This is a genomic window from Streptomyces endocoffeicus (assembly GCF_016741935.1).
Classification (GTDB): Bacteria; Actinomycetota; Actinomycetes; order Streptomycetales; family Streptomycetaceae; genus Streptomyces; species Streptomyces endocoffeicus.
The window spans coordinates 115874-142026 of the sequence record NZ_JAERRG010000011.1 but is presented as its reverse complement, the minus strand read 5'-3'; the positions used below and the strand labels follow the sequence as shown (position 1 = coordinate 142026).

Annotated in this window: 21 protein-coding genes and 2 pseudogenes; 12 read left to right on the top strand and 11 right to left on the bottom strand. The window is 72.9% G+C overall.

Translation table 11 applies throughout. The annotated features are described in order from the left end of the window. Window positions 1-118: 118 nt before the first annotated feature. Window positions 119-901, bottom strand: a complete 783-nt coding sequence (locus JK364_RS26550) for an aminotransferase class IV family protein (RefSeq protein ID WP_201853814.1) — start codon at window positions 899-901, stop codon at window positions 119-121. Next, window positions 898-1497, bottom strand: coding sequence for a sigma factor-like helix-turn-helix DNA-binding protein (locus JK364_RS26545; protein ID WP_201853808.1), 600 nt, complete (start codon window positions 1495-1497; stop codon window positions 898-900). Before JK364_RS26545 ends, JK364_RS26550 begins: the two co-directional genes overlap by 4 nt. On the opposite strand from JK364_RS26545, the gene JK364_RS26540 reads away from it, so the two are divergent. After that, on the top strand, window positions 1496-2014 hold the full coding sequence (locus JK364_RS26540; protein WP_201853807.1) for a ribonuclease FAU-1 family protein: 519 nt from the start codon (window positions 1496-1498) through the stop codon (window positions 2012-2014). The genes JK364_RS26545 and JK364_RS26540 overlap by 2 nt on opposite strands. Window positions 2015-2038: 24 nt before the next feature. On the opposite strand, the gene JK364_RS26535 is transcribed toward JK364_RS26540, so the two are convergent. The 4 genes from JK364_RS26535 to JK364_RS26520 all read right to left on the bottom strand — a co-directional run bounded on the left by JK364_RS26535 (window position 2039) and on the right by JK364_RS26520 (window position 8245). After that, complete coding sequence (locus JK364_RS26535) at window positions 2039-3349, bottom strand: MFS transporter (RefSeq protein ID WP_201853805.1); 1311 nt, start codon at window positions 3347-3349, stop codon at window positions 2039-2041. Between the two features lie 3 nt (window positions 3350-3352). After that, window positions 3353-4834 (bottom strand): CitMHS family transporter, encoded by a 1482-nt coding sequence (locus tag JK364_RS26530; RefSeq protein ID WP_201853803.1) that lies wholly within the window; start codon window positions 4832-4834, stop codon window positions 3353-3355. Between the two features lie 121 nt (window positions 4835-4955). Beyond that, window positions 4956-7184 (bottom strand): molybdopterin oxidoreductase family protein, encoded by a 2229-nt coding sequence (locus tag JK364_RS26525; RefSeq protein WP_201853802.1) that lies wholly within the window; start codon window positions 7182-7184, stop codon window positions 4956-4958. Window positions 7185-7555: 371 nt separating this feature from the next. After that, window positions 7556-8245: a TetR/AcrR family transcriptional regulator gene (locus JK364_RS26520; protein ID WP_201853796.1), complete on the bottom strand. Its 690-nt coding sequence runs from the start codon at window positions 8243-8245 to the stop codon at window positions 7556-7558. 86 nt (window positions 8246-8331) lie between these two features. Here JK364_RS26520 and hmgA point away from each other — a divergent pair, with 86 nt between their 5' ends. The 3 genes from hmgA (at window position 8332) to JK364_RS26505 (ending at window position 12392) form a co-directional block, all read left to right on the top strand. After that, window positions 8332-9729 (top strand): homogentisate 1,2-dioxygenase, encoded by a 1398-nt coding sequence (gene hmgA / locus JK364_RS26515; protein WP_230992531.1) that lies wholly within the window; start codon window positions 8332-8334, stop codon window positions 9727-9729. 33 nt (window positions 9730-9762) lie between these two features. Further along, window positions 9763-10512, top strand: coding sequence for a GntR family transcriptional regulator (locus JK364_RS26510; protein ID WP_201853795.1), 750 nt, complete (start codon window positions 9763-9765; stop codon window positions 10510-10512). 671 nt (window positions 10513-11183) lie between these two features. Beyond that, the gene (locus JK364_RS26505; RefSeq protein ID WP_201853794.1) at window positions 11184-12392 is read left to right on the top strand and encodes a type ISP restriction/modification enzyme; all 1209 of its coding nucleotides are present in this window, start codon (window positions 11184-11186) and stop codon (window positions 12390-12392) included. Window positions 12393-12589: 197 nt separating this feature from the next. On the opposite strand, the gene JK364_RS26500 is transcribed toward JK364_RS26505, so the two are convergent. Then, the gene (locus tag JK364_RS26500) at window positions 12590-12853 is read right to left on the bottom strand and encodes a hypothetical protein (protein WP_201853793.1); all 264 of its coding nucleotides are present in this window, start codon (window positions 12851-12853) and stop codon (window positions 12590-12592) included. Between the two features lie 222 nt (window positions 12854-13075). Here JK364_RS26500 and JK364_RS26495 point away from each other — a divergent pair, with 222 nt between their 5' ends. From JK364_RS26495 to JK364_RS26480, 4 genes and pseudogenes are all read left to right on the top strand, one after another. After that, complete coding sequence (locus JK364_RS26495) at window positions 13076-14590, top strand: DUF4331 domain-containing protein (RefSeq protein ID WP_201853792.1); 1515 nt, start codon at window positions 13076-13078, stop codon at window positions 14588-14590. A gap of 219 nt (window positions 14591-14809) precedes the next feature. After that, window positions 14810-16168 (top strand): tetratricopeptide repeat protein, encoded by a 1359-nt coding sequence (locus JK364_RS26490; protein WP_201853791.1) that lies wholly within the window; start codon window positions 14810-14812, stop codon window positions 16166-16168. A gap of 218 nt (window positions 16169-16386) precedes the next feature. Next, on the top strand, window positions 16387-17952 hold the full coding sequence (locus tag JK364_RS26485) for a HoxN/HupN/NixA family nickel/cobalt transporter (protein WP_201853790.1): 1566 nt from the start codon (window positions 16387-16389) through the stop codon (window positions 17950-17952). A gap of 46 nt (window positions 17953-17998) precedes the next feature. Beyond that, window positions 17999-19090 (top strand): annotated as a pseudogene (locus JK364_RS26480) (serine/threonine-protein kinase); the annotation flags it as partial. Between the two features lie 533 nt (window positions 19091-19623). On the opposite strand, the gene JK364_RS26475 reads toward JK364_RS26480, so the two are convergent. Then, window positions 19624-20430, bottom strand: a complete 807-nt coding sequence (locus JK364_RS26475; RefSeq protein WP_201853788.1) for an SGNH/GDSL hydrolase family protein — start codon at window positions 20428-20430, stop codon at window positions 19624-19626. Between the two features lie 160 nt (window positions 20431-20590). Here JK364_RS26475 and JK364_RS26470 point away from each other — a divergent pair, with 160 nt between their 5' ends. The 3 genes and pseudogenes from JK364_RS26470 (at window position 20591) to JK364_RS26460 (ending at window position 22772) form a co-directional block, all read left to right on the top strand. Then, the gene (locus JK364_RS26470; protein ID WP_230992530.1) at window positions 20591-20932 is read left to right on the top strand and encodes a hypothetical protein; all 342 of its coding nucleotides are present in this window, start codon (window positions 20591-20593) and stop codon (window positions 20930-20932) included. Between the two features lie 19 nt (window positions 20933-20951). Continuing rightward, window positions 20952-21334: pseudogene (locus JK364_RS26465) on the top strand (GNAT family N-acetyltransferase); the annotation flags it as partial. A gap of 325 nt (window positions 21335-21659) precedes the next feature. Further along, complete coding sequence (locus tag JK364_RS26460; RefSeq protein WP_201853976.1) at window positions 21660-22772, top strand: DUF5925 domain-containing protein; 1113 nt, start codon at window positions 21660-21662, stop codon at window positions 22770-22772. 156 nt (window positions 22773-22928) lie between these two features. Here the strand turns inward: JK364_RS26460 and ddaH are convergent, their stop codons facing one another. Then, a complete protein-coding gene (gene ddaH, locus JK364_RS26455; protein ID WP_201853975.1) occupies window positions 22929-23717 on the bottom strand; it encodes a dimethylargininase in 789 nt (262 codons plus the stop codon). 73 nt (window positions 23718-23790) lie between these two features. Then, on the bottom strand, window positions 23791-24171 hold the full coding sequence (locus JK364_RS26450) for a GntR family transcriptional regulator (protein WP_201853787.1): 381 nt from the start codon (window positions 24169-24171) through the stop codon (window positions 23791-23793). Between the two features lie 194 nt (window positions 24172-24365). Here JK364_RS26450 and JK364_RS26445 point away from each other — a divergent pair, with 194 nt between their 5' ends. Continuing rightward, window positions 24366-25319: a GNAT family N-acetyltransferase gene (locus JK364_RS26445; protein WP_201853786.1), complete on the top strand. Its 954-nt coding sequence runs from the start codon at window positions 24366-24368 to the stop codon at window positions 25317-25319. A gap of 210 nt (window positions 25320-25529) precedes the next feature. On the opposite strand, the gene JK364_RS26440 is transcribed toward JK364_RS26445, so the two are convergent. After that, complete coding sequence (locus JK364_RS26440) at window positions 25530-26120, bottom strand: TetR/AcrR family transcriptional regulator (RefSeq protein WP_201853785.1); 591 nt, start codon at window positions 26118-26120, stop codon at window positions 25530-25532. Window positions 26121-26153: the final 33 nt, after the last annotated feature.

Here is a 26153-nt window from a genome sequence, read left to right as displayed (position 1 = left end):
TGGGGCAGAGCCCCGGTTTCGGGGTCTGGGGCGGAGTCCCAGTTTCGGGAAGGGGCGGGGAGGGGAGCAGTCCGCCGCAGGCGGCACGATCCGCCGGACACCCCTCATGCGGACCGTCCTACAGCGGTTCCGCTTCCGTCGCGGCGTACACCTTGCGCAAGGTGTCCAGGACCGGATGCTCCGGGTCGAACTCCACCCCGTCGATCGACCGGATCGGGCGCACGCCCGCCCCCGCGTTCAGCGCGAAGGCCGCCTGCAGTTCGCCGAACCGGTCGGGGTCGATCCGCTCGGTGTGCTGCGGGCCGCCGTGGCCGCGGCGGAGCAGTTGCTGGGTGACGCCGGGCAGGCACGTGGCGTCCGGCCACAGCAGGCGATCGCCGTCGAAGAACCCCACGTTCCAGGTCGCGCCCTCGGACACCGCGCCCCGTTCGTCCGTCAGCAGCACATCGTCGTAGCCGTCGAGCTGAGCCAGGCGGCGCAGCCGCAGCAGCCCGAAGAGGCCGACGTGTTTGACCTCCGGCAGGTCGCGGTGGTGCGGTGCGATGCGCACGTTCAGCGGGGGCAGCGAGGGCGCGGCGGCGGGCCGGGTGGTGACCAGGATCCGCGGCGTGGCCTCGGCTCCGGGCCGCTCCAGCCCGAGGTCGGGGTCGTATACGGTCACCCGGACAGTGAGCGGTCCCGTGGTGTCCGCGACCGTGCGCCGGACCAGTTCGCGGATGCGGTCCCGGTCCGGGTCGGTGCCGAACAGCACACCGCAGTCCCGTACCAGCCGGTCGAGATGGAGGGACAGCCCGCGTACCCGCCCGGCCTCCACCCGCATGGTGGTGAAGTGGCCGTAGTTGGTCATGGCCAGCGCCGTCAGCTCGCGGATGCCCGCCGGTTCCCCGTTCAGCTCTGTCATGGGGCCAGTCTTACAGCCGAGGGGTGGACGGACTCGGCGAGTCGCCCGAGCTTGTCGGGGTTGATCAGGCCATAGATGCCGCGCACCCGCTCGCCGTCCGGCGCGGGGTCGAACACCGCGGCCGCGTACAGCGTTCCGCCGATGAACAGGACCACCCCCGGGCCCCCGTTGATCTGTACCGGGCGCGCGTGGAAGCTGGGCAGCCGGCCGCTGACGGCGGCCACCAGGCGGGCCGCCTTCTCCCGGCCCTCGATCACGCGGAGCGCGGCGCGGCGCTTGCCCCCGCCGTCGCTCCACATGACCACCTCGGGGGCCAGGACGTCCATCAGGGCGTCGACGGCGGCCGGGCTGCGGCCCAGGATCGCGGCGATCTCCGCGTGGTCGTAGGCGAACGCCTCGCGCAGCACGAACACCGCGCGCTGCAAGGGGGTCAGGGTCTCCAGGACCACCAGCATCGCCAGGGACACCGATTCGGTGCGGATCGCGGTGTCGGGGGTGTCCGGTCCGGTCAGCACGGGCTCGGGCAGCCAGGGGCCGATAGCTCGCACCGATATGAGGCGGCATGCCGCTCCGGCCACCGCATAGGATCGGCTCATGCCAGATCTCGTATCCGTCAACTACCGCAAGTACGACGGCTCTCTGCACTGGAATCTGCGGATGCGCAGGCTGGGCGAGGACGACCATGGGGTCTGGCTGGGGCTGCCCGGCGGTGGCGTCATGCGCAAGGGATACGGCCCGATGGTGCCGATCGCCTGCGCGCATGTGGTCCTCCTCCCGCGCGACGCGTGGTGGACCGCGGCGTTCAACGCCCCGCCCCGGGAGACCGAGATCTACTGCGACATCGCCACACCTGCGCGGTGGGTCTCCTCCCACGAGGTCACGATGGTGGACCTGGACCTCGATGTGATCCGCAAGCGGGCGGACGGCAGGACCCTGTTGGACGACGAGGACGAGTTCGCCGAGCACCAGGTGCGGTACGGCTATCCGGCGGACGTCGTAGCGGAGGCCGAGGCGGCGGGGCGGTGGCTGATGGAGGCGGTCGAGGGGCGCGCCGAGCCGTTCGGGGACGCCTCCAAGGCGTGGCTGGACATGGTCGACGGCGAGCGGCCCTGAGGCCATCTCACTCTCACTGCCGGCTCACCGGGGTGGCCGTCCCGTGCCCCGCGAGGCCGAGGACGACTCCTCCGTACGCCGCTTCTGCGGCACCGGCCGGTCCCCGGCGGGATCCGCGGCGGGATCCCCGGCAGGATCCTCCGCCGGGCGACCACGCAGCGGCCGGACGGCTATCGCCGCCGAGATCAGGAGCAGTCCGCCCAGCATGACGAAGGGGGCGGCGGTGCCCGCGAGCCCCGCGAGCACACCGGCGGAGGCGGGCGCGGCCACCTGGCCGAGCCGGTTGCCGGTGAGCCGCAGCGCGAGGGCCGTGCTGCGCGCCCCCTCGGGGGCCGCCTGGACGACGGTCGTCATGGACAGCGGCTGGCCGACGCCGAGGCAGAAGCCGAGCCCGGCCAGCAGCACTCCGAGCGCCCAGGCGGGCACCGGCAGGGCGATGCCCGCGCACAGCAGCGCGGCGCCCAGACAGCTGACGGCCATCAGCACGGTGCGGCCCATCAACCGGATCATCGGGGTCATGGCGAGCCGGCAGGCCACGGTGGCGGCGGCGCGCAGGCTGAGCAGCACCCCGACGACCGCGGGCGAGATGCCGCGCTGTTCGCCGACGACCGGCAGATAGGCGGTGAGGATGTCGGTGGCGGAGAGCACCGCGAGGCTGATGAACATGCCGGAGGCGACCCCGCGGGTGGTCAGGATGGACCGTACGGAGACCTTGCGGGCCGGGGCCTCCTCGGCACGCCCGGCCGCCGTTCCGCCGGGGCGGCGCTCGATGCGCCACAGCGAGGTGACGGAGAAGGCCGCGAGGGCGGCGGAGACGAACAGCGCGGCGGCGCTGGTGCGGCCCATCGCCCCGTCGTGTTCGGAGACCACCAGACCGGCCGCGACGGGCCCGATGAGCTGGCCGAGCGAGGCGCCGATGGTGAAGTGGCCGAAGTTGCGGTCCTGGTCCTCGGGCGCGCTCTGGCGGGCCACGATGGACTGGGCGCCGATGACGAACGACAGATGGCCGAGGCCCATCACCCCGCTCCACGCGGCCATCGCGGGCAGCGATCCGGCCGTGCCGCTGAACGCACAGCCGGTGGCGATGAGGGCGACCCCGATGGGCAGCAGCGGGGCGCACCGCCCGTGGTCGGTGCGCCGTCCGAGGGGTACGGCGGCGAACAGCGGCAGCAGGGCGTAGATACCGGCGATCACGCCGATGGCACGGGCGTCGGCCCCGAGCGCGAGCGCCCGGTAGGAGACGGCCGGCCGCGCCATGCTCACCGCCCCCTGGGTGAACGAGAAGGCGATGACCAGGCGCAGCAGCCAGCCCCTACCGGGCTTCGTTATCTTCACGGGTCAGATGATGCCGAAGGCGAGACCCGCGGCGAGCACCACCAGGGAGGTGAGCGCCGCCCATTTCACGGTGAACCGGGTGTGGTCGCCGAATTCGACCTTCGCCATCCCGACGAGCACGTAGACGGCGGGGACCAGCGGGCTCGACATGTGCAGGGCCTGTCCGACGAGCGAGGCGCGGGCGATCTCCAGTGCGGACACCCCGTGGGCGGCCCCGGCCTCGGCGAGGATCGGCACGATGCCGAAGTAGAAGCCGTCGTTGGACATGAAGTAGGTGAGCGGGAGGGACAGCACACCGGTGACGATGGCCATGTGCGGGCCCATGCCCTCGGGGACGCCGTCGACCAGCCAGCGGGCCATGTGCTCGACCATGCCGGTGCCGGTGAGGACGCCGGTGAAGACGGCCGCGGCGAAGACCATGCCGGAGACGTTGACGACGTTCTCGGCGTGCGCGGCCACCCGCGCCTTCTGGTCGTTCATGTTCGGGAAGTTGACGGTGAGCGCGACGGCGGCGGCGAGCAGGAAGAGGACCGGGATCGGCATGGTCTCGGTCACCATCAGGGCGAGCAGGGCGACGGTCAGGGCCGCGTTGAACCAGTAGAGCTTGGGGCGCAGGGTGGCGCGGTGGGGGTCGAGCCCCTTGAACTCGTCGGCGTCCTCACCCTCGTGGGAGGAGGAATCCGAGGAGCCGGAGCCGCTCGAGGAGCCGGAGCCGTTCGGGGACTGGGCCTCCGCGTCGGTGCCGGAGCCCGCGCCGCCGCCGGTCAGCGCGGCCTTGACGCCCTTACGGCCCTTGGCCCCCTTGCCGCCGGAGCCCGCGCCGACCAGCACCTGCTCCGGGTCGCCGGCGGTGACCTCGTCCAGCGTCAGCACGCCGAGCCGCTTGCGCTCCCGCAGGCCGAGGCCGTAGGAGAGGGCGATCACGAAGAGCAGACCGACCGCGAGGGCCGGGATCATCGGCACGAATATGTCGCTGGCGTCGACCTTGAGCGCGGTGGCGGCGCGGGCGGTCGGGCCGCCCCAGGGCAGGGTGTTCATCACGCCGTTGGCCATGGCCGCGACACCGGTCATCACCACCAGGCTCATCTTCAGCCGCCGGTAGAGCGGCACCATGGCCGACACGGTGATCATGAAGGTGGTGGAGCCGTCGCCGTCGAGCGAGACGATCGCCGCGAGGATCGCGGTGCCGACCACCACCCGCATCGGGTCCGCCTTGCAGAACCGCAGGATGAGCCGGACGATCGGGTCGAAGAGGCCGACGTCGATCATCACCCCGAAGTAGATGATCGCGAACATCAGCATGGCGGCCGTGGGTGCCAGATCGCCGACGCCCTTGAGGACGTAGTCCCCGAGGTGCGCCCCCTTCCCGACAAGCACACAGAACAGCGCGGGGATGAGCACCAGGGCGCCCATCGGGGACATCTTCTTCATCATGATCAGGACAAGGAATGTCGCGATCATGACGAAGCCGAGGATGGTCAGCATAGTTGGCTACCTCACGTTCGCCTTTGAACTCCCCCAGATTTGGCGGTCGAGGCGACGTTAGGTGCCGCAACTTTCCGTTAACAAGGTCTTGACGCGTGAGCAATAAGCGCAAAACCCCAGGTCAGTGCCGTAGCGAGGGTGATACGCGCACCGGGTGGCCATTGAGCACCGCCGTCCCCGAGAGCGGATCCAGCCGTGAGCCGTCGAAGAGCTGGTTGACATTGACCCCGGGCCGGGCCCCGGCCACGGACAGCCGGACGCCGGGCCGGGCATGGCCCCAGCCGTGCGGCAGGCTCACCACTCCGGCCCGTACCGCGTCCGTCACCTCGACCGGCACCTCCAGCTCCCCGCCCTCGCCCTTGACCCGGGCCAGACCGCCGTCCGCCAGGCCCAGCCGGGTGGCGTCCTCGGGGTGCACCTGGAGCGTGCAGCGGTTGCTGCCGCCCATCAGGGCCGGGACGTTGTGCATCCAGCTGTTGTTGGAGCGCAGATGGCGGCGGCCGACCAGCAGCAGCCCCGAGGGCCGGTCGGCCAGCGACCGGCGCAGCCGGTCCACATCGGCGGCCAGCGGCTCCGGGCACAGCTCCACCGTGCCGCTGCGGGTCTTCAGCAGCCCGGGAACGCGCGGCCGCAGCGGCCCCAGGTCGATACCGTGCGGATGGGCGAGCAGCTTCTCCAGGCTCAGCCCGTCGGGGTCGGCGCCGAAGCCGTCGCCGTACGGGCCCAGTCGCAGCATCATGTCCAGCCGGCGCTCGGGGCCGTCCACCCCGGTCAGCAGCGCGGCCAGCTCGCCGGGCTCGCGTCCGTGCACCGGGGAGTGCGGGTCGGCGACCTCCTTGCCGAGGGTCCCCTGGATCGCCATCGCGTCCACCGCCTCCGGGTCGGCGCCGCCGTTCCCGCTCACGCACAGCACCAGCCGCGCCAGGATGGCGCTCTCGCTCAGCCGGTCCGCCTCCAGGGGGATGGCGGGGCGGGTGTAGCGGACCTGGTTGCGCACGGCCAGGCTGTTGAAGGCGTAGTCGAAGTGGGGGCTGCGGCTGGGCGGCGGCGGGGGCAGCACCACATGGGCGTGGCGCGAGGTCTCGTTGAGGTACGGATCGACGCTGACCATGAAGTCGAGCCCGGCCAGCGCCCGGTCCAGGCGGTCGCCGTCCGGCGCGGAGAGCACGGGGTTGGCCGCGAGCGCCAGCACCGCCCGTATCCGCCCCTCGCCCGGGGTCTCGATCTCCTCGGCGAGCGCGACGGTGGGCAGTTCGCCCTTGGCCTCGGGGTATCCGCTGACCCGGCTGTGCCAGCGGCCGAGCGCGAATCCCTTCCCGGGCCGCGCCGGGCGCTCCCGGCGGCCGGTCGCGGCGAGCGGGAACATCATGCCGCCGGGCCGGTCCAGCTGCCCGATGAGCACGTTGACCACATCGACCAGCCAGCTGGTGAGGGTGCCGAACTCGACGGTGGTGGAGCCCACCCGCCCGTACACCACGCCCTGGGACGCGGCGGCCAGCTCGCGGGCGAGGGTGCGGATCTCCTCGGCGGGCACATCGCACGCCTCGGCCACCGCCTCCGGCGGGAAGTCCGCGGCCAGCCGCCGCACCTCCGCCACCCCGCTGACGTGCTCCGCGAGCGGGCCGGGCGCCACCAGGTCCTCGGCGAACAGCACCTGCACCATGGCGAAGAGCAGCAGGGCGTCGGTGCCGGGCCGGATCGCCACATGGTGGTCGGCCAGCGCGGCCGTACGGGTGCGCCGGGGGTCGATCACCACCAGCCGCCCGCCGCGCCGCCGCAGCGCCCGCAGCCGCCCGGGGAAGTCGGGGGCGGTGCACAGACTGCCGTTGGAGTCCAGCGGGTTGGCGCCGAGCATCAGCAGATGGTCCGTACGGTCCAGGTCGGGCACCGGAAGCGCGTTGGCGTCCCCGTACAGCAGTCCGCTGGAGACGTGCTTGGGCATCTGGTCGAGGGTGCTGGCGCTGAAGACGTTACGGGTGCGCAGCGCGCCGAGCAGCAGCGGCGGATAGAGCCCGCCGGCCACGGTGTGCACATTGGGGTTGCCGAGCACGACCCCCACGGACTGCGGGCCGTGCTCGCGCAGCAGCGGGGCCAGCCCCTCCGCCACGGCCGCGAACGCCTCGTCCCAGCCGGTCTCCACGAGTTGCCCGGCGCGGCGGACGAGGGGGCGCCGCAGCCGGTCGGGGTCGGCGTCGAGCTGCCCGAACGCGGCGCCCTTGGGGCAGATGAAGCCGCGGCTGAAGACATCCTCGCGATCGCCGCGCGCCCCGGTCACCCTCCCCTCGTCGATGGTGAGGGTCAGCCCGCAGGTGGCCTCGCAGAGCGGGCAGATACGCGGGGCAGTGCTCATCGGTCTCTCCCAGGGACGGCGGCGAGGCCGCGATGACGCGCCGGACCCGCTCACCATACCGACTGGTAGGCATGTCGGGGAGGGATCCCGGTGGATCCGGTGGACCTTCGGGGCCCAGGCCCGAGGGCCCAGGGCCCCGAAGGACCCGGGGACCCGGAGAATCCGGGGCCGGGAGGATCCGGGCTCAGCAGACCCGGAGAATCCGGGGGATCCAAGGGCCGGGAGACTTGGCAGACCGGGAGCCCGGCGGGCCCAGGGAACTCGCAGACCCGGGGGTCCGGCGGGCCAAGCGGGCCCAGGCAACCGGCAGACCCGGGGGCCCGGGAGACCCTGAGGAACCGGGGGCCCGGGGACACCCGGGCGTTTGTGAGTCAGTCCAGGACCCGGGCCAGATAGGCGCGCAGCAGCTCCTTCGTCTCCGCCACGATCGCCGGATCGCCCTCCGGGTCCACCCGGAACGCCAGCCGCAGCAGCGCGTCCGCCGTCTCGACCGCGAGCAGGAAGGCCACCCGCAGCCGCTCCTCGGTCGCCCCGTCCCCGCCCGTCCCGAGCCGGTCGGCGAGCAGCGTCCGCAGCCGGTCGGCGACCAGATGGTTGGGCTGCTCGGGCGGCGCGGTGGCCGGGACCGGATGGCCGAACTCGATGAGCGCGAAGCCCGGCGCCCCGCGTTTCATCGCCAGATACTCGTCCACGACGACGTCCATCGCCTCCCGCCAACCGCCGCCCCCGCCCCCGTCCGGTCCGGAGCCGGAGGCGGAGCCGGAGCCGGAGGCCGCGTCCGAGGCGGCCAGCCGCCGGGTGATCCGCTCGGCGTACTCGTCCAGATTGCGGTGGGCCAGGGCCTCGGCCATCGCCCGCTTGTTGGAGAAGAAGCGGTAGACCGAGCCGATGGGCACGTTGGCGCGCTCGGCGACGGCCCGGGTGCTCAGCTCTTCGTAGCTGATCTCGTCGAGGAGTTCGGCACACGCGTCGAGGATCCGGCCGAGGCGCTCGGCGCTGCGGCGCTGGACCGGATGGCGGCGGAGGGGCGGTATGGGCACGCCACCATCCTGCCCGATCATTGACGAGCCCGGGTTTCGATTCCTATCGTCTGACATAGGAATCAAGTGGAAACTAGTGGTGTGCGGCGGAGCGGTGGGAGCGCGCGATGGGCGACGGCACGGGGATCCAGCACAGCGAGCGGCATGGCGATCAGCATGGCGATCAGCGAGGACACGAGCAGGGGATCGAGCGGGCGCGCAAGACGGCCGAAGAGCTGGTCTACGCCTCCGGTTTCGGCAATGAGCACAGTAGCGAGGCCGTGCCCGGCGCACTGCCCATCGGCCGCAACTCCCCCCAGCGCGCCCCGCTCGGGCTCTACGCGGAGCAGCTGAGCGGCAGCGCCTTCACCGAGCCGCGCGCCACCAACCGGCGCTCCTGGCTGTACCGCATCCGGCCCTCCGCCGCGCATCCGCCGTTCACCCGCGTCGCGGGCGGCGCGCTGCGCGGGGCGCCCTTCACCGAGGCCGCGCCCGACCCCAACCGGCTGCGCTGGGACCCGCTTCCGGAGCCGCCGGAGGGCACCGACTTCCTCGCCGGGCTGTGGACGCTGGGCGGCAACGGCGACGCCACCCAGCGCGCGGGCATGGCCATCCACCTCTACGCCGCCAACGCGCCCATGGCCGACCGGGTGTTCAGCGACGCGGACGGCGAGCTGCTGATCGTCCCCGAGCGGGGCGGGCTGCTGCTGCACACCGAGTTCGGCCTGCTGCGCGCCGAGCCGGGGCATGTGGCGCTGATCCCGCGCGGGGTGCGGTTCCGGGTGGAGCCGCTGGAGCCGTCCGTGCGCGGCTATGTGTGCGAGAACTACGGCCGCCCGTTCACCCTCCCCGACCTCGGCCCGATCGGCGCCAACGGGCTGGCGAACCCCCGGGACTTCCTCGCCCCGGTCGCCGCGTACGAGGACGTGGAGCGCCCGGTGGAGGTGGTCAACAAGTTCTGCGGCAATCTGTGGGCCGCCACCTACGACCACTCGCCGCTGGACGTGGTCGCCTGGCACGGCACCCATGTGCCGTACGTGTACGACCTGCGCCGCTTCAATGTGCTCGGCACCATCAGCTACGACCACCCGGACCCGTCCATCTTCACGGTGCTCACCTCGCCCTCCGACACCCCCGGGCTCGCGGGCGTGGACTTCGTGGTCTTCGCCCCGCGCTGGCTGGTCGGGGAGGACACCTTCCGGCCGCCGTACTTCCACCGCAATGTGATGAGCGAGTACATGGGGCTGATCGAGGGCGCGTACGACGCGAAGACCGGCGGCGCGGGGGGCTTCGTACCCGGCGGTGGCTCGCTGCACAACATGATGTCCGCACACGGCCCGGACCATGAGACCTTCGAGCGGGCCAGCGCGGCCGAGCTGGCCCCGCACAGGCTGGACGACGGGCTGGCCTTCATGTTCGAGACGCGCTGGCCGGTCACGGCCACCCGGCAGGCGCTGGAGGCGGACCATCTCCAGGGGCGCTATGACGACGTATGGCAGGGTCTGGAACGCCATTTCCGCCCCTGAACGCCGCCGTTGCCGCCGTCGACCGGAGACCGTGTGACCACCTTCGCGCCCGACTCCCTCGCCCTCAACCGCAAGTTGCCGCTGTGGTACCAGGTCTCGCAGTCGCTGCGGGCCTCGATACTCGGGCGGGCCCCGCACGATCCGCTGCGGCTGCCGACCGAGGACCGGCTGGCCGAGCACTACGGGGTCAGCGTGCTCACCATGCGGCAGGCGCTCAAGGAGTTGGAGACCGAGGGGCTGATCAGCCGCCACCGGCGCCGCGGCACCTTCATCGACCCGAGCGCCCGCCGGGCCGCGCCGGTGCGGCTGCTGGGGTCGGTGGACGCGATCGTCGCCCAGCAGTCGGGCGAGCGGACGACGGTGCTGGAGCACGGCCCGGCGCCGGTGCCGGCGGCGCTCGCGGAGTACTTCCCGGACCTGGACGAGGCGACCGCCTACCGCCGGCTGCGCCGGGACGGCCACAGCGGCGAGCCCACCAACTGGGCGGAGAACCTGGTCCGCCCCGAGCTGGCCGACCGCATCGACCTCGCGGACCTCGCCCGCTGGCCGATGACGAAGGTGCTGCGGGACGCGGTGGGGGTGCGGATCAGCCGGATCACGGACACGGTGGAGGCCCGCCTCGCCGACCCCGAGACCTCCCGGCTGCTCCAGGTCCCGCTGCTCAGCCCGATCCTGCACTACACGGGGGTCACCTACGACGAGAGCGGCCGCGTGGTGGACGTGGCCCGCATCCACTACCGGGGCGACCGGTTCTCGTTCTCGGTCACGGTCGAGGCCGAGTAAGCGCTCCGCTGGAAGTGCCCTGACCTGCCGTCGATCGTCCGCGACGCCGTCGTGGCCGGTCGCGCCCACGCGGCGGAGCCGCACATCGCCACAGCCCCGCGCCCCTTCGGGGCGCACCCGAACCGCACCGGACTTCAGCGAGGCCGCTTAGAGGGTGCCCTGCGAGCCTTGACACCTGCGGCAGGCCGCCCCGCCCGAACCAGGGGCTTGGGCCCTGGGGTCTGGGGTCTGAGGCGGGCCCCGAGGTCTGGGGCGGGCCCCGAGGTCTGGGGCGGGGCCCCAGTTTCGGGAAGGGGCGGGCCCCGGAGTCTGGGCGGGCCCCGGGGGTCTGGGCGGAGCCCCGGGGGTCTGGGGCGGAGCCCGGGGGTCTGGGGCGGAGCCCGGGGGTCTGGGGCGGAGCCCGGGGGTCTGGGGCGGAGCCCGGGGGTCTGGGGCGGAGCCCCGGGGTCTGGGGCGGAGCCCGGGGGTCTGGGGCGGAGCCCCGGGGTCTGGGGCGGAGCCCGGGGGTCTGGGGCGGAGCCCCGGGGTCTGGGGCGGAGCCCCAGTTTCGGGGAGGGGCGGGGAGGGGAAAGACCAGCCGGGCCGCACAGCCCCAGGTGCCGTGGCCACGTCGGCCGGAGCCACCGAGCGACGTCGGGCAGGCCCCTGGCGGAAGGGGCGGCATCGATAGCATGCCAGGCGTGGGAGAACGTGAGGCGCCGCCGCTGGGGGACCTGATGCCGTGGGCCGTGGGGCCGCTACGGCTCGGGCGGGCCTGGGTCATGGGACCGGACGCGGCCTCGCTCGGGGCGCGCTGGGAGCGGCTGACCCGGGCCGAGGACGAGGCGGCGCGGGCCGCGCTGTTCCGGCCGACCCGCGCCCGTACACCGCACAGCTCCGTACCGCAACTGCCCGGCCAGGCCACCTCCACGGCCCGGCTGGCGCGCGAGGACGGGCCGTGCCCCGAGCCGGTGCGGATCGCGCACGGGCCCTTCGACCAGCAGTGGCTGATACCGGATCACCGGCTGATCGACGCCGCCCGCCCCGAGCTGTGGCGAGTGGCGGACGACCGGCAGATCCATGTCGTCGAGGCCGCGGGACCGGACCCGGACCCGGTGCTCACCTTCTCCGCGCTGCTGCCGGACGGCCACTCCCCCGCGGGCCGCCCCGGCCGGATCCGTCCGCTCTACCGCCGCCCCGGCGGGCAGGAGCCCAATCTCGCGCCCGGACTGCTGGACCATCTCACCGCGCGACTCGGCCGCCCGGTGACCGCCGAGGACTTCCTGGCGTGGACCGCCGCCACGGCGCGCGGCGCGCCATGCGCCGTACCCTTGACCGCCGATCCGGTGCTGTGGGAGTCGGGCGTGGAGCTGGGCCGCCGTGCGCTGTGGCTCCATACGCGCGGGGCGCACAGTGGTGAACGCCCGCGCATGCCGGGTGGCCGGCGCCCCTATGTGCGGGCCGCGCTTCCGTCGAGCGGGCTGCCGGGCTCCCTGGACTACGACCCGGACGAGGCGGCCCTGCTGCTGGGCGAGGGCCGTATCTCCCCCGTCCCCAAGGCCGCATGGGACTTCCAGGCGGGCGGGGTGCGGGTGCTGGAGACCTGGTTCGAGCAGCGCACCACATCACATGAACCGGGCACGCTGGAGGCGGTCGGCCCGGCGGGCTGGCCGTCCGCCTGGACCTCTGAGCTGCTGGAGCTGATCACCGTGCTGGCGCTGCTCGCCGAGCTGCGCCCGGAGCTGCGGGCCCTCGCCGACCGGGTGGCGGACGGCGCGCTGATCGACGCGGCGGAGCTGCGGGGGGCGGGGGTGCTGCCGGTGCCCGGCGCGGCCCGGCGCCCGGCGTCCGTACTGGACCACCACGAGGAGGGCCCGGAGGGGCAGTTCGCCCTGCTCTGAGCCCTCTGAGAGCCCTCTGAGTCCTCTGAGCCCGAATCCTCGGAACACGGGCCGCGCGACCGGCCGTGGCCTCTCGTCGGCATCCCACGACGACAGCGACGTGGGGCGGATCACAGCACGGACTCACCGGCTGGAGCGAACCGGTTGACCCCGTGCCTGCCCGGGATGACGACGAAGACGCCTACGGGCCGGCCGGGTCAGCCGTGGTTGCCGAACAGCGAACGGCGCAACCGGCGCAACGGCGCGAACAGCGACACCCGCGCACTCCGGCTGTTCTTCACGCGCGCGTGATCGCGCGCGGTCAGCTCCTGCATCAGCACCGCCGCGCTCTCCGCCTCCCGCTGCGGGACGGCAGGGCCGCCCATCACCGCGAGATGGCGCTCGAGGCGCGCACTGGACGCACCGCTTCCGCAGTTGATCGCAGGCACTCGTGGCCTGCTCCGTACCGTTATCTGCTCCATGACACTCCCCACCCGTACGAGGGCACCCGCCCCGGGCAGAGTAACCCTACCTCCCCGAGCCGTCACCCACGCATCCCAGGTTCCGGATTCACCACCGCGTCAAGGGTGTTGACGATACCTATCACGCGCAAACAAATTCCCGGGCCGACCAATCCATTCGTTCGCCGGGTCCGAATAGCCGCATGAAGGACTGCTCCAACAAGCGTGCGAAGGACCTACAGGATGACCGCAATCACCAAGAGCTTGGCCACGCTGGTCAGCTGCGCACTGGCCGCCGGCGGGCTCACGGCCGCCGGAGTGGCCGTACTGCAGCCCGGGACGGCGCAGGCCTCGAGCCACCGCGAGGCGCCGCTGATCTCCGGTCAGCCGCAGTACGACGCCACGGACGTCTACGCGTTCGTCAGCCCGGACAAGCCGGACACGACCACCATGGTCGTGAATGTGCTGCCGTTCCAGGACCCCGCGGGCGGCCCCAACTTCTACAAGTTCGCCCATGACGCCCGCTACGACCTGCACGTCGACAACGACGGCGACGGCCAGGGCGATCTGCTCTTCCGGTGGACCTTCAAGGACCACCTCAAGAACGGCGACACGTTCCTCTACAACACCGGTCCGGTGAACTCGCTCGAGGACGCCACCCTCAACTTCACCCAGACATACGACCTCGAAGTCATCAAGCTGAAGCATCAGAAGGCCGTCGCCCGCGCCAAGCTGGGCAGCGATCTGCCGGTCGCGCCGTCGAACGTCGGCAAGGCGTCCATGCCGGACTACTCCAAGCTCCGCGACCAGTCGGTGCAGAAGATCGGCTACAGCGGGGGCTCGACCGCCTTCGCCGGTCAGGCCGACGACCCGTTCTTCCTCGATCTGCGCGTCTTCGACCTGCTGTACGGCGGCGACATGTCCGAGGTCGGCAATGACACCCTCAAGGGCTACAACGTCCAGTCGATGGCCCTCCAGGTGCCGACGTCGGCGCTGACCGAGTCCAAGGACCAGCCGGTGATCGGCGTCTGGGCCACCACCCACCGCCAGACCGCCGACGGCGACTGGACCCAGGTCTCCCGGCTCGGCAGCCCACTGGTCAACGAGGTGGTCATCCCGCGCAAGGACAAGGACAAGTTCAACGCCTCCGCGCCGTGGGACGACGGGCAGTTCCTGAAGTCCGTCCAGGACCCCGAACTCCCCAAGCTGGTCGAGCAGATCTACAAGATCAAGGCGCCGGACACCCCGCGCGACGACCTCGTGCAGGCGTTCCTCACCGGTGTGCCCAAGCTCAACCAGCCACCGAACGTCCGGCCGGCCGAGGAGCTCCGGCTCAACACCTCCATCGAACCCAACGGCAGCCCCAAGCGGCTGGGCGTCCTGGACGGTGACAACGCGGGCTTCCCCAACGGCCGCAGGCTCTCCGACGACGTCCTGGACATCGCGCTCCAGGCCATGGAGGGCGAGCTGCTCGGCAAGAAGAACGACCTGGGCGACGCGGTGGACGAGAACGACCAGAAGTTCGGCGGCTCCTTCCCGTATCTGGCGCTGCCCAGTTCCGGTTCGGACGCCAAGGCCGTCTCGAAGAGCGCCGGGCAGTCGCTGCTGAACGGCGGCTCGGGCGTCGGCTCCTCCTCCGACGACAACATGCTGCTGGCCGGGTCCGCGGCGGCCGGTGGCGGGGCCGTGTTGCTGCTGGGCCTCGGATTCCTCTGGATGCGGTCGCGCCGGCGGGGTCCGCGCGTGCGTCGGCACTGAACCACGGGTGCGTCGGGCCCGTACCACCGGGCGCGGCCCCGCCGAAACCCGCGCGGCGGCCGCGCCCCGCACCCACGCCTCTTCCGTCTCTTCCCTCTCCTCCATCTCTTTCCTCTCCTCCGTCCCTTCCGCCTCCTCCGTCCCTTCCATCTCTTTCATCTCTTTCGTCCGCCCGTCCGTTCCATGCGTTCGTGCTCATCGCGAAAGGCAGCTGTCACCATGGCTCTTCGGCCATCCCTCCCCCCTACGGCCCGGACCGCGGCCGTGGTGTTCGCGCTCGCGGCCGGGCTGACCGCCGCCTCGATCGTGATCGACGCCTCGGACGGGCCGGGCGGGTCCGGCGGCCAGGACGCCGCCCGCGCGGTGCACCCGGCCGCCGCGCGGTACGAGCAGCTCAGCGGCGACGGCCTCGCCCGGCAGATCGACGCGATGCAGACCCATCTGCGCGGTGAGCCGAAGGACGCGGAGAGCTGGGCCGGTCTCGGCTCGGCCTATGTCGAACAGGCCAGGACCAGCGGCGACCCCACCCGCTATCCGCAGGCGGACAAGGCGTTCGCCCGGTCCCTGACCCTCGAGCCGCGCGACAACGACGTGGCGCTCGCCGGGCGCGCCTCGCTCGCCGCCGCCCGCCATGACTTCCGGGGCGCGCTGCGCGACGCCGACAAGGCGCTGAAGGTGAACTCCTACAGCCAGGGGGCGCTGGCCGTCCGGGTGGACGCCCTCGTCGAACTGGGCCGCTACAAGGACGCGTACACGGCCGCGAAGAAGGCCGACTCCCTGCGCCCCGGCATCCCCGTCTTCACCCGCCTCGCCTACGTCCACGAACTGCGCGGCGACCCGACCGGGGCGCGCCGGGTGCTGCTGCGCGCCCAGGACTCCGCCACCTCGCCCAGCGATATCGCCTATGTGTCGACGGCGCTCGGCCAACTGGCCTGGAACCAGGGAGAGTACGACACCGCGCGGCGCGCGTACGGCACCGCGCTACGCGCCGTCCCCGGCTATCTCCCGGCGCTGGAGGGCCAGGGCCGCACATCGGTCGCGGACGGCCGCCAGAAGGCGGGGATCCGCGACCTGGAGGCGGTCGTACGGCGCTATCCGCTGCCCGCCGAGCTCGCGGCCCTGGGCGAGGCGTACGAGGCGCGAGGCGACCGCTCCAAGGCGCGCGGGCAGTACTCGGTGGTCGACACCTGGATCGCGCTCGCACGGGCCAACGGGGTGGCGACCGACCTGGACAGCGCGCTGGTCGCGGCCGACCACGGCGATGTGAAGGAGGCGCTGAAGGCGGCCCGCGCCGAGTGGGACCGACGGCGGACCGTACACACCGCCGACGCCCTGGCCTGGGCCCTGCACCGCAACGGCAAGGACGAGGAGGCCCTGGAGTACGCCAAGGACGCCGCCGAACCGGGGTACCGCAACGCGGCGTTCCTCTACCACCGGGGCGTCATCGAGAAGTCCCTGGGCGACGACGGATCGGCGCGCCGCCACCTGAAGGCCGCGCTCGGCCTCAACCCGGGCTTCTCCCCCACGGGCGCGCGAGCGGCGAAGGCGGCACTGAAGGAGCTGGAGGCCGCCCGATGACGATCCCCCACCCCGCCCCTCCCCGAACCGGGGACCAGCCCCCGACCCCCCGCCAAGGGCTCCGCCACCCAAGCCGCAGCGACGAAACCCAGAACCCCGGGCAGCGCATCCGTTGGTGGCTCGCGGCCCCATCCCTAGCCGGGGGCCAGTCCCGGGCTCCCCGCCCCCGAATCCCCGTCGGCGAAACCCGGAACCCCGGGCGGCGCATCCGTAGGCGGATGGCGGCCTTCGGGGTGCTGGTGGGGGCCGTGGCGATGGTGGTGCTGCCCGCCGGGAGTGCCGAGGCGCATCCGCTCGGGAACTTCACCGTCAACCGTTACGACGGGCTCGTGGTCACCCCCGGGACGCTGCGGGTCGACCATGTCGAGGACCTCGCCGAGATCCCCGCCGCCCAGGCGAAGCCGGAGATCGACCGCGACGGCGACGACGCGCTGTCCGGGCGGGAGTTGGGCGCGTGGGCGGCGCGGCGGTGCGCCGACGCGGCGGAGGGGGCGCGGCTGACGGTCGACGGGCGCGAGGTGCCCGTACGCGCCGGGCGCGCGCAGGCCCGTCAGCGCCCCGGCCAGGCCGGGCTGCCGACGCTGCGGGTGGAGTGCCGCCTCACGGCCGCGCTGGGCGACGGCGAACGGGCGACGGTCGCCTATCGCCCGCGCGACATCGGTACGGGCCCCGGCTGGCGGGAGGTGACGGCACAGGGCGACCGTATGACGCTCACCGATGCCAACGTCCCCAAGACCTCCGCCTCCCACCGGCTGGTCCGCTACCCGGCGGGGCAGCTCTCCTCGCCGTCCGATCAGCGGTCGGCCGCGCTCAAGGTCGAGGCGGGCGGCCCCGCGCTCGCGAGCGCGGCGGAGTCCGACCGGGAGGACGCGGTGGGCTCGTCGGTGCTGCCGCGCGGGGTGGACCGGTGGACACAGGCGCTCACCTCGATGGTCGCGCGCCATGACATCACCTTCGGCTTCGCCCTTACGGCCTTCGCCACGGCCGTTCTGCTGGGCGCGATGCACGCCCTGGCCCCCGGCCACGGCAAGACGATGATGGCGGCGGCCGCCGCGGCGGGCGGGCGCAGCGCGCTGCGCGACGTACTGGCGCTGGGCGCGTCGGTGACAGTCACCCACACCTTGGGGGTGTTCGCGTTGGGGCTGCTGGTCACGGCGGGTTCGGCGGCCGCCCCCTCGGTGATCTCGTGGCTGGGCATCGCGAGCGGTGTGCTGGTGGCGGTGGCCGGGGCGGGGCTGCTCCGCAAGGCGCTGCGCCGCCGTCGGCATATGCACGCCCACCACCACAGCCACGATCACGCCCACGACCACGAACACGGCCATGCGCACGCACACGGCCACGGCCACGACCATGCGCATGCACACGGCCACGACCAAGCGCAGACGCACACCCACGACCACGGCGACGGTCACACCCACACCCACGAGGTGCGCCCCACCCTGCGCGGCACACTGCTGCTCGGCTTCGCCGGGGGCATGGTGCCCAGTCCCTCCGCCGTCATCGTGCTCGTCGGCGCGGCCGCGCTGGGCCAGGCGTGGTTCGGCTTCGTCCTGGTGGTGGCGTACGGGCTCGGGCTGGCGCTGACGCTCACGCTGGCGGGGTTCACCGCGGTGCGCCTGGGTGTGCGGGCCACGGAGCGGCTGGCGGCGCGCAAGGGGTCCGGGGGCCGGATCGACCGGCTGCTGGGGGCGGTACGCCGCGCCTCGCCCGTCGGAACCGCCGCCATCGTCCTCGCGCTGGGATGCGGATTGGTGCTGAGGGGGGCGGCAACCACGCTCGGTTGAGGTACATTCAGCCCGAATTGCTCGGTTGAGGGGGAGGGGCTCGGCCATGAGCGAAGAGGGTGTCGGGCGGCAGGGCGAGCGGGTGGGCGGCGGCCGTTACCGCCTGCTGGGCGAGTTGGGCCGGGGCGGCATGGGCGTGGTGTGGCGCGCGTACGACGAGGCGCTGGGCCGCGAGGTCGCCATCAAGGAGGTGCGCGCCCCGGCCGGGCTCGGGGACCGCGACATCGACCGGCTGTACGCGCGGATGGAGCGCGAGGGCCGGGCGGCGGCGCGGGTGTCGCACCGCAATGTGGTCGCCGTCTACGACGTGGCCATGGAGGGCCGCCCGTGGATCGTGATGGAGCTGGTGCGCGGGCTGTCGCTGGCCGATGTGCTCGACGCCGAGGGGCCGCTGCCGCCCGCACGGGCCGCGCGCGTCGGCGCGGAGGTGCTGGCCGCGCTGCGGGCCGCGCACGCGGTGGGCGTGCTGCACCGGGACGTCAAACCGGGCAATGTGCTGATGGCCAACGACGGCCGGGTGGTGCTCACCGACTTCGGGATCGCGGTGGTGGAGGGCGATGCGGCGCTGACGCTGACCGGGGAGCTGGTGGGCTCCCCGGAGTTCCTCGCCCCGGAGCGCGCCCTGGGGCGGTCGCCGGGCCCGGAGGCGGATATGTGGTCGCTGGGCGTGCTGCTGTACGCGGCGGTGGAGGGGCTCTCGCCGTTCCGCCAGGACACCCCGCTGAGCACACTGCGCGCCGTGGTGGACGAGTCGCTGCCCGAGCCGCGCCGGGCCGGACCGCTCACCTCCGTTCTGGAGGGGCTGCTGCACAAGGATCCGCGGCGGCGGCTTGCGGCGGCGGAGGCGGAGCGGCTGCTGCGGCTGGTGGCCGCGGGAGGCACACCGGCGGGCGGCTCGGTGTCGTCCTCGAACGCCTTCGGCCCTGCCGCCACGGCGGAGACGGAGCCCCTGGGCCGGTTACCTGAGCCCGGTGCGACGCCCACGCATCCCCCGGCCCCGGACGGTCCGACGGGGCCCGCCCATGAGCCACCGCCACCCCGGCGGCAGCGGGCCGCGGTGGCGGCGTTGGTGGCCGGGACGCTGCTGGCCGTACTGGCGCTGGGCGGGCTGGCCTGGGCCCTGCTGAACAACGGCGGCTAGGCCGTCCGACGAACCGCGCCGCCCACGGCGGGCCGCTCCCCCCGCCCTTCCCGGCAGCATCGATATGCGGCTCCGCCGCGCGGTGGGGCTTCACCCCTGGACCCCGGAAATCCAGGCTCCGCCCCTGGGCCCCACGGGTGAGCAAGCTCCGCCCCAAACCCCTGGGGCCCAGGGGCGGAGCCCTTGGTATCGGGAAGGGGCGGGGAGGGGAAAGCATCGATTTTGCGGCTCCGCCACGTGGCAGGGCTCCGCTCCAGACCCCGGACCGGGCCTTCGCCCATCCCGCAGCATCGACACGCGACTCCACGGCGTGGCAGGGCTCCGCCCCTGGACTCCGGGGTCTGGGGCGGAGCCCCAGTTGAGGGAAGGGGCGGGCAGGGGAGCAGCCCGCCGCAGGCGGCAAGATCCGCACCGACCGCCCCGTAAGGGCCACAGGTGCGGCGAGACCGGGTGCCCGCCACGGCGGAGGGAGCTGCGAGGAGGCCCCGGCGGACGGGGCCTCCTCCCCTGCGCGTGGTGGCAGGCGCGGGTCAGGCGGCCGAGCTGAAGACCGGGAGGTAGCCACCGGACTGGCCGGCGGCGGTGGGGTGGTAGGACTCGTCGATGGGGATGGTGACGCTGTTCAACCAGGCGCTGCCGGAGCAGATCTCATGCCCGGTGAAGGTCGCGGTGACGTCGCCGAAACTGAAGCCGTGGTCGGCGGCGCGCTTGGCGGTGACGGAGTTGAGGACATCGGCGCCGCTGTTGATCGCGGCGCGCTCGGCCTCGCTGAGGCCCACGATGCAGGAGCCGCTGAGCTTGTAGAACCGCGGGTAGCCGAGGACGACGACATGCGCGGAGGGGGCTTTGGCGCTGATGGCGTTGTAGACCTGGTCCAGCTTGCCGGGCAGGGTGTTCTGGACGAAGTTCTTGGCGCTGTTGACCGCGTTGATGCAGGTGGACTCGGACTGCAGCACGCAGGTCATCATGATGTCGGCGAAGCCCGCGTCATTGCCGCCGATGGAGATGGAGACGAGGCCGGTGCCGGAGTTCAGCGGGCCGAGCTGGTTGTTCAGCACATCGCCGGTCTTGGCGCCGGAGCAGGCGGTGAAGTTGAAGCTCGAGGGGGCGTGCGAGGCGGCCCAGAGCGCGGGGTACGCCTTGGTGCTGCGCTTGCAGTTGCCGCTGGCGCCGTCGTAGCTGCCCGCGCCGACGCCGGATGAGTAGGAGTCGCCCAGCGCCACATAGGCGGGGCCCGCGCTGTTCTCGGTGGCCTGGGCCGTGCCGGCCCCGGTGAGGACGAGGACGGCACCGACGACGAACGCACCCATCGTCGCCGTGAGTCTGGACAGTTTCATTCGAACTCCCTAGCAGGATCACTGCTGTGCCGATATGAGGCGTGATGGCCCGACATAGGGGCAATCACGTTCGAAACCGTCAGTCACGCCGCCCGGGATCGGTTTCGGCGGTGTGACATGGATATGTCATCCCGCGCAAACGGCCGATCTATGCGGGTAGTTGGCAAAAATCTTTCGATACGCGCGGGCCTCGGCGCGGCACTCGCGCTGGCCGGTCCACTCACCGCTGCGGGCACCGTTCACGCTGTTCTTCCTGCTCGCGGCGCCCGCACTGGCCATAGGCAGCACGCTGCGCGGACTGGACGCGCTGACCCGCCCGGTGCTGGCGGTGGCGGGCGCGCTCGTGCTGGATCTGCTGGTGGCGGAGGCGATGCTGGCGCTGCGGACGTGGTCGGCGCGCGGCGGCGTGGCGGCGGTGGGGGCCGTGAGCCTGCTGATCCTGGTGCCGACGCTGCTCACCCGCCTCGCACGGCGGCGACGTATGACACGAAGTCAGCACTGAAACAACGGACTGAAACAACGTGGACATCGGCGTGTATCGCCCCGGCGAGCTGACGGCGGCCGACCGGGCGGTGTGGACGGCCACGCAGTCACAGGGGCGTCTGCTGGGCGCGCCGGAGCCGGCGAACCCCTTTCTGTCACCGGAGTTCACGCCGGCGGTCGGCCGCTGCAGACGCGGGGTGCGGATGGCGGTGGTCCGGGAGGAGGGGGAGCCGGTGGCGTTCTTCCCCTTTCAGCGGACCCGGCTCGGGGTGGGGCCCGTGGCTCCTTCCCCTCCCCCGTGATCGATGTGGAGTGCGGCTATGAGGCGTATCTGGCCGGGCTGCGCGATCGGTCGCCGAAGTTCACCCGCACCACGCCGGCCAAGGAACGCAAACTGGGCCGGGACGCGGGAGAGGTGCGCCGCCTCCTACCAAGGGGCTGTTGTCGGTGCTGTACGCGGGCGGGCGGCCGGTGGCCGCGCCGACTCCGGTCCGCGCCGCCCATCGTCCCCGCCGGGTCGGCTGGAGCAGGTGGCCACAATGACCCTTTTGGCGGATCTCAGCCGGAAGGACCCTAGCGCACCACAACGGGTAAGAAAATCCGTGAACGCCCCCATTCCGGTGGGCTTCCGTGGAACAGCTCGGTAAACGGCGACAAACCTTGGTGCGCCCTCGCCCTCCGTCCTGGATCATGGGGGCGGGTGCGCTGACCGACGCACCAGGCCCCCCGTTCTCAGGAGGCAGACCCTGCCTACGACACCCGCCGAAAAGTCCCTTCCCATCCGGCTGAACGTCGATGACAGCGATTCGCCGTCGGACGTCGTCGACGCGCTCTTCCTGGGGCGCTTCGCGACCGGCGAGCAGCCGTACGCCCGCAGTCACTCCGTCGACCGGGTGAGGTCGGGCGCCACGCTGCTGCCGCCGTCCGCGACCGTGCTGCGCGCGGCCCGTGACGACGACCGCAGCGCGACGCTCGCCGAGGGCGACGGCTGGACCCTGCTGATCTCCCGGTGGAACCGGGGGGCGGACGTGACCGTGACCGCCGTCGACGACGCCCTGGCCGAGAAGGTGCTGCACCAGGCCGTGGACGGCGCGGAGGACGAACCGGAGCCGCAGCCGGAGAACGTGGCGATGGGATTCTGGTACGTCTCGCCGCGGCGCGGCCCGCACCGCACCACGCGGCAGATCTCGGCCGGGACCTGGGAGGAGATCCGCGGCAACTACACCGCGCCGGTGGCCGAGGCCATGGACGGGCTGATGAAGGTCACCCCGGACGACATCGCCGGCCGCCTCCTGCTGCTGCACGGCCCGCCCGGCACCGGCAAGACCTCGGCGCTGCGCACCCTGGCCCGCTCCTGGCGGGACTGGTGCCAGGTGGACTGCGTCCTGGACCCGGAGCGGCTGTTCACCGACGTGGGCTATCTGATGGACATCGCGATCGGCGAGGACGACGGCACGGCCAAGGGACGCTGGCGGCTGCTGCTCCTGGAGGACTGCGACGAGCTGATCCGCGGCGAGGCCAAGCACACCGCGGGCCAGGCCCTGTCCCGGCTGCTGAACCTGACGGACGGTCTGCTCGGCCAGGGCCGCAATGTGCTGGTCGGAGTGACCACCAACGAGGACCTGGAGCGGCTGCATCCGGCGGTGGTCCGGCCCGGCCGGTGTCTGGCCCGGATCGAGGTCGGCAAGCTGACCCGGCCGGAGGCGGTGAGCTGGCTCGGCGGGGAGGTCGACGACCGGGAAGGTGTCATCGGGCGGGACGGGGCGACGCTCGCGGAGCTGTACGCGCTGCGGCGCGGCACCCGGCCGCCCGCCGTGCCGTCACAGTCGGCGGAGTCGAACGCGGGGCTGTATCTCTGAGCCGCCGTACGCCGAAGGGGGTACGGCGGGGGGGGGTACGGCGAGGGAGGTGCGGCGAAGGGGGCTGCCCGGCTCCTCAGCCGTCCCGCCCCCAGCCGTACGTCAGCCGTACAGCCGCGGGCCGTATGTCAGCCGTACGGCCCCCGCAGCCGCATGTCAGCCGTACAGCTCCCGCAGCCGTACGGACAGGCAGGTCACACAGCCCTCCATCTTCTCGAACTCGCTGATGTCCACCGGCACCGGCTCATAGCCGAGGTCGGCGAACAGCTCGGCGCTGCGCGGTGCGCTCGCCGCCATCAGCAGCTTGCCGCCGCCGAGCAGCACCACATGGGCGCCGGACTCCTCGGGGACGGGGAGGAAACGGGGGAACGCGGCCGGGTCGTCGACGAGGGGCGGGTAGCCGATGACGGTGCCGTCCGGCAGCGCGGTGACCGCCGACTTCAGGTGGAGCACCTTGCTGACCGGTACGGCCACCACCCGCGCGCCCAGCGGCTCCAGCGCGGCGCGCAGCTGGCGGATGCCGTCGCCGTTGGTACGTCCGCCGCGTCCCACGTAGATGGTGTCGCCGATCTTCAGGACGTCCCCGCCGTCCAGCGTCCCCGGCTCGCGGATCCGGTTCAGCGAGCAGCCGAGACCGGTCACGGCCTCCTCGACGGTCGCGGTCTCGGGCCTGCGGGACTCGGCTCCGGGGCGGCCGATCACCGCGACGTTCCGGTGGACGACCATGGTGTCCTCGACGAACACCCCGTCCGGGCAGTCGTCCAGCGCGGGCAGCTCGACCGTCTCCCAGCCGTGCGCGCGCAGCGCCACGACGTAGACCTCCCACTGCCGCAGGGCCAGCGCGGGGTCGACCGGGGTGCGGTCGATATGGGTGACGAGCCCGTCGGCGAGGCGGGGGCTGGGACGCCGGACGAGGGCTTTGCGGCTGGTCGGACGGCCGGTCATGGGGTTGGGCAGCGCGCTGGTCATGGAGGACAGCATGTCAGGCGGCGTCACTGCCGGGGCCACCCCGGCCGGGTCACTCGGAGTCGCCGTAGACCGCCCGCAGGGCGTCCTCGACGGTGGCGAGGGCCGCCGCACGGTCCAGGCCCAGCCGCCGCGCCCGCTGGGCGTAGGTCTGGGCGGCCTCGGCGGCCCGGCGCAGGGTCGCGTCGCCCGCCGCCGCGATGAAGGTGCCGTGGCGGCCGCGGGTCTCGATCACACCGTCCGTCTCCAGGGCCCGGTACGCCTTGGCGACGGTGTTCGCGGCCAGCCCCAGCTCCTCGGCGAAACCGCGCACGGTGGGCAGCTTGTAGCCCACGGGAAGCGCGCCGGAGCGGGCCAGCTCGGCGATCTGCGCGCGGATCTGCTCGAAGGGGGCGGTCGCCGCGTCCTGGTCGATGGTGATCTGCAAGGCCACGTTGGGGCTCCTGGGGCGTGGGTGCGGGACGGTGTTTGTGGCACCCATTGTGTGCCAGGCCGAGGGGAACGGTGTGACAGGTTGCGGGGAACCGTGTGCCAGGTCGCGGGGAACCGCATGGCCCCGGTGATCTAGCCCACGAGCTGCGGGAATTGGCGGGCGGGCCGGGCTGACAGGCCGTAATCTGCGCAACCATGACCATGACTGTGCGCGATTTCCGGGCCACCGACGCGGAGGCCGTGGCGGCGGCGCGGCGCTCCGCCTTCCCCTTTCTGGTGACCACACCCCGGACGGTGGTCTGGACGTCGGAGAGCGCGCCCGTCGAACAGCACTACCGGCTGCTGGTCGCCGAGGCGGACGGGCAGGTGGTGGGCTCGAGCGAGGTGGGCGTCTTCCACGACAGCGACGAGCCGGGGCTGGCCTTCGCCAATACGACGGTGAGCGCGGAGGCGCGCGGGCGGGGCGCGGGTTCGGCGCTGGTGACCGCGGCGGAGGAGTATCTGTCCGGGCTGGGCACGGCGAAGATCTTCGCCTGGGCGCTGGACGAGGCGTCTTCGGTGACCTTCGCCGAGCGGCGCGGCTACCGGCGCGGCCGCTGCTCCCGGGTCCAGCGGCTGGACCTGACGGCGGCGGCGCTGCCGCCGCTGAGCGCGGGCGGCCTCCCGGATGGTCTCCCGGACGGTCTCCCGGACGGGGTGGAGCTGCGCACGGCGGCGGACTTCGCGGACGATCCGCGTCCGCTGTACGAGGCGGATGTGGAGTGCACGGCGGACGAGCCGGGCGATGTGGACACTGCCGCGCCGCCATACGCCGAGTGGCTGGCCCTGACCTGGGAACATCCCGCGCTCGATCGCGAGCTGACATCGGTGGCGGTGGTGGACGGCACTGTGGCCGCCTACAGCGTGGCCCACACGGACAGCCGGGGCCGCTACTGGTCGGGCATGACGGGCACCCTCCGCGCCTTCCGCGGCCGCGGCCTGGCCAAGCTGACCAAGAACGACTCGCTCCACCGCGCCCGCTCGGCGGGCTGCCGGGAGGCGTTCACCGGCAACGACGGCGACAACGGTCCAATGCTGGCGGTGAACAAGTGGTTCGGCTACGAACCGGCGGCCACGGAGTGGCGTTACGTACGGGAGCTCTCGGCGTAACCCTCGGCACCGGTCTCCGGAGGACCGGGTCCCGCCCCGGACGTCTGCCGCCCAGGGACCGTGCCCGAGGTGGGGATGCGGCCCCACCCAACGGCCCACGGCGCGCCCCCGAGCCGTCGGGTCGACGGGTCGGCGGGTCGGCGGGTCGGCGGGTCGGCGGGTCGGCGGGTCGGCGGGTCGGCGGGTCTGCGGGCCCGGACGACAAGCCCGTCAGTGGGTTCGGCGCAGACCCGAGATGAGCAGCCCGACGAGATGACGTGCGTCGTAGCGGGGGTTGTTACCGGCGCCCGCGCAGAGGCTGCCGACGCCGCGCATCAGCTCGTAGGCGTCCTGGCCGGAGCGGATCTCGCCCGAGGCGACGGCGGCGTCGAGCAGCTGATCGCAGACGGGCAGGAGCCGGTCGATGAAGTACGAGTGCAGGGGGTCGAAGCAGGAGTCGTCGGACTGCAGCACGGCGGCGAGGCCGTGCTTGGTGACCAGGAAGTCGACAAAGAGGTCGATCCACCGCCCCAGCGCGGTGTGCGGGGTCTCGCCGCTCGCCAGCAGGGCGGGACCGGCCTCGGCGAGGGCCTCGACCTGGTGCCGGTAGACGGCGACGATGAGGTCGGCTCGGGTCGGGAAGTGGCGGTAGATCGTGGCCGTCCCGACACCGGCCTTGGCCGCGATATCGCGTATCGGCGCTTCCACGCCCGAGGCGACGAACACCGCGGCGGCGGCCTCGAGCAGCGCCTTCTCGTTGCGCCGCGCGTCCGCCCGCTTGGGCCGGGCCGCGCGCTCCGCGTCTCGATCGTTGTCGTTCACCGCGCCCTCCCTTCGCGCTTGAGTCTAGCTAAC

Excerpts from the sequence above, each read along its gene's own strand:
- JK364_RS26550 (WP_201853814.1), bottom strand. The coding sequence starts at position 901 with ATGACAGAGCTGAACGGGGAACCGGCGGGCATCCGCGAGCTGACGGCG.
- JK364_RS26540 (WP_201853807.1), top strand. The coding sequence starts at position 1,496 with ATGCCAGATCTCGTATCCGTCAACTACCGCAAGTACGACGGCTCTCTG.
- JK364_RS26545 (WP_201853808.1), bottom strand. The coding sequence starts at position 1,497 with ATGAGCCGATCCTATGCGGTGGCCGGAGCGGCATGCCGCCTCATATCG.
- JK364_RS26530 (WP_201853803.1), bottom strand. The coding sequence starts at position 4,834 with ATGCTGACCATCCTCGGCTTCGTCATGATCGCGACATTCCTTGTCCTG.
- JK364_RS26525 (WP_201853802.1), bottom strand. The coding sequence starts at position 7,184 with ATGAGCACTGCCCCGCGTATCTGCCCGCTCTGCGAGGCCACCTGCGGG.
- JK364_RS26520 (WP_201853796.1), bottom strand. The coding sequence starts at position 8,245 with ATGATCGGGCAGGATGGTGGCGTGCCCATACCGCCCCTCCGCCGCCAT.
- hmgA (WP_230992531.1), top strand. The coding sequence starts at position 8,332 with ATGGGCGACGGCACGGGGATCCAGCACAGCGAGCGGCATGGCGATCAG.
- JK364_RS26505 (WP_201853794.1), top strand. The coding sequence starts at position 11,184 with ATGCCAGGCGTGGGAGAACGTGAGGCGCCGCCGCTGGGGGACCTGATG.
- JK364_RS26500 (WP_201853793.1), bottom strand. The coding sequence starts at position 12,853 with ATGGAGCAGATAACGGTACGGAGCAGGCCACGAGTGCCTGCGATCAAC.
- JK364_RS26495 (WP_201853792.1), top strand. The coding sequence starts at position 13,076 with ATGACCGCAATCACCAAGAGCTTGGCCACGCTGGTCAGCTGCGCACTG.
- JK364_RS26490 (WP_201853791.1), top strand. The coding sequence starts at position 14,810 with ATGGCTCTTCGGCCATCCCTCCCCCCTACGGCCCGGACCGCGGCCGTG.
- JK364_RS26485 (WP_201853790.1), top strand. The coding sequence starts at position 16,387 with ATGGCGGCCTTCGGGGTGCTGGTGGGGGCCGTGGCGATGGTGGTGCTG.
- JK364_RS26475 (WP_201853788.1), bottom strand. The coding sequence starts at position 20,430 with ATGAAACTGTCCAGACTCACGGCGACGATGGGTGCGTTCGTCGTCGGT.
- ddaH (WP_201853975.1), bottom strand. The coding sequence starts at position 23,717 with ATGACCGGCCGTCCGACCAGCCGCAAAGCCCTCGTCCGGCGTCCCAGC.
- JK364_RS26445 (WP_201853786.1), top strand. The coding sequence starts at position 24,366 with ATGACCATGACTGTGCGCGATTTCCGGGCCACCGACGCGGAGGCCGTG.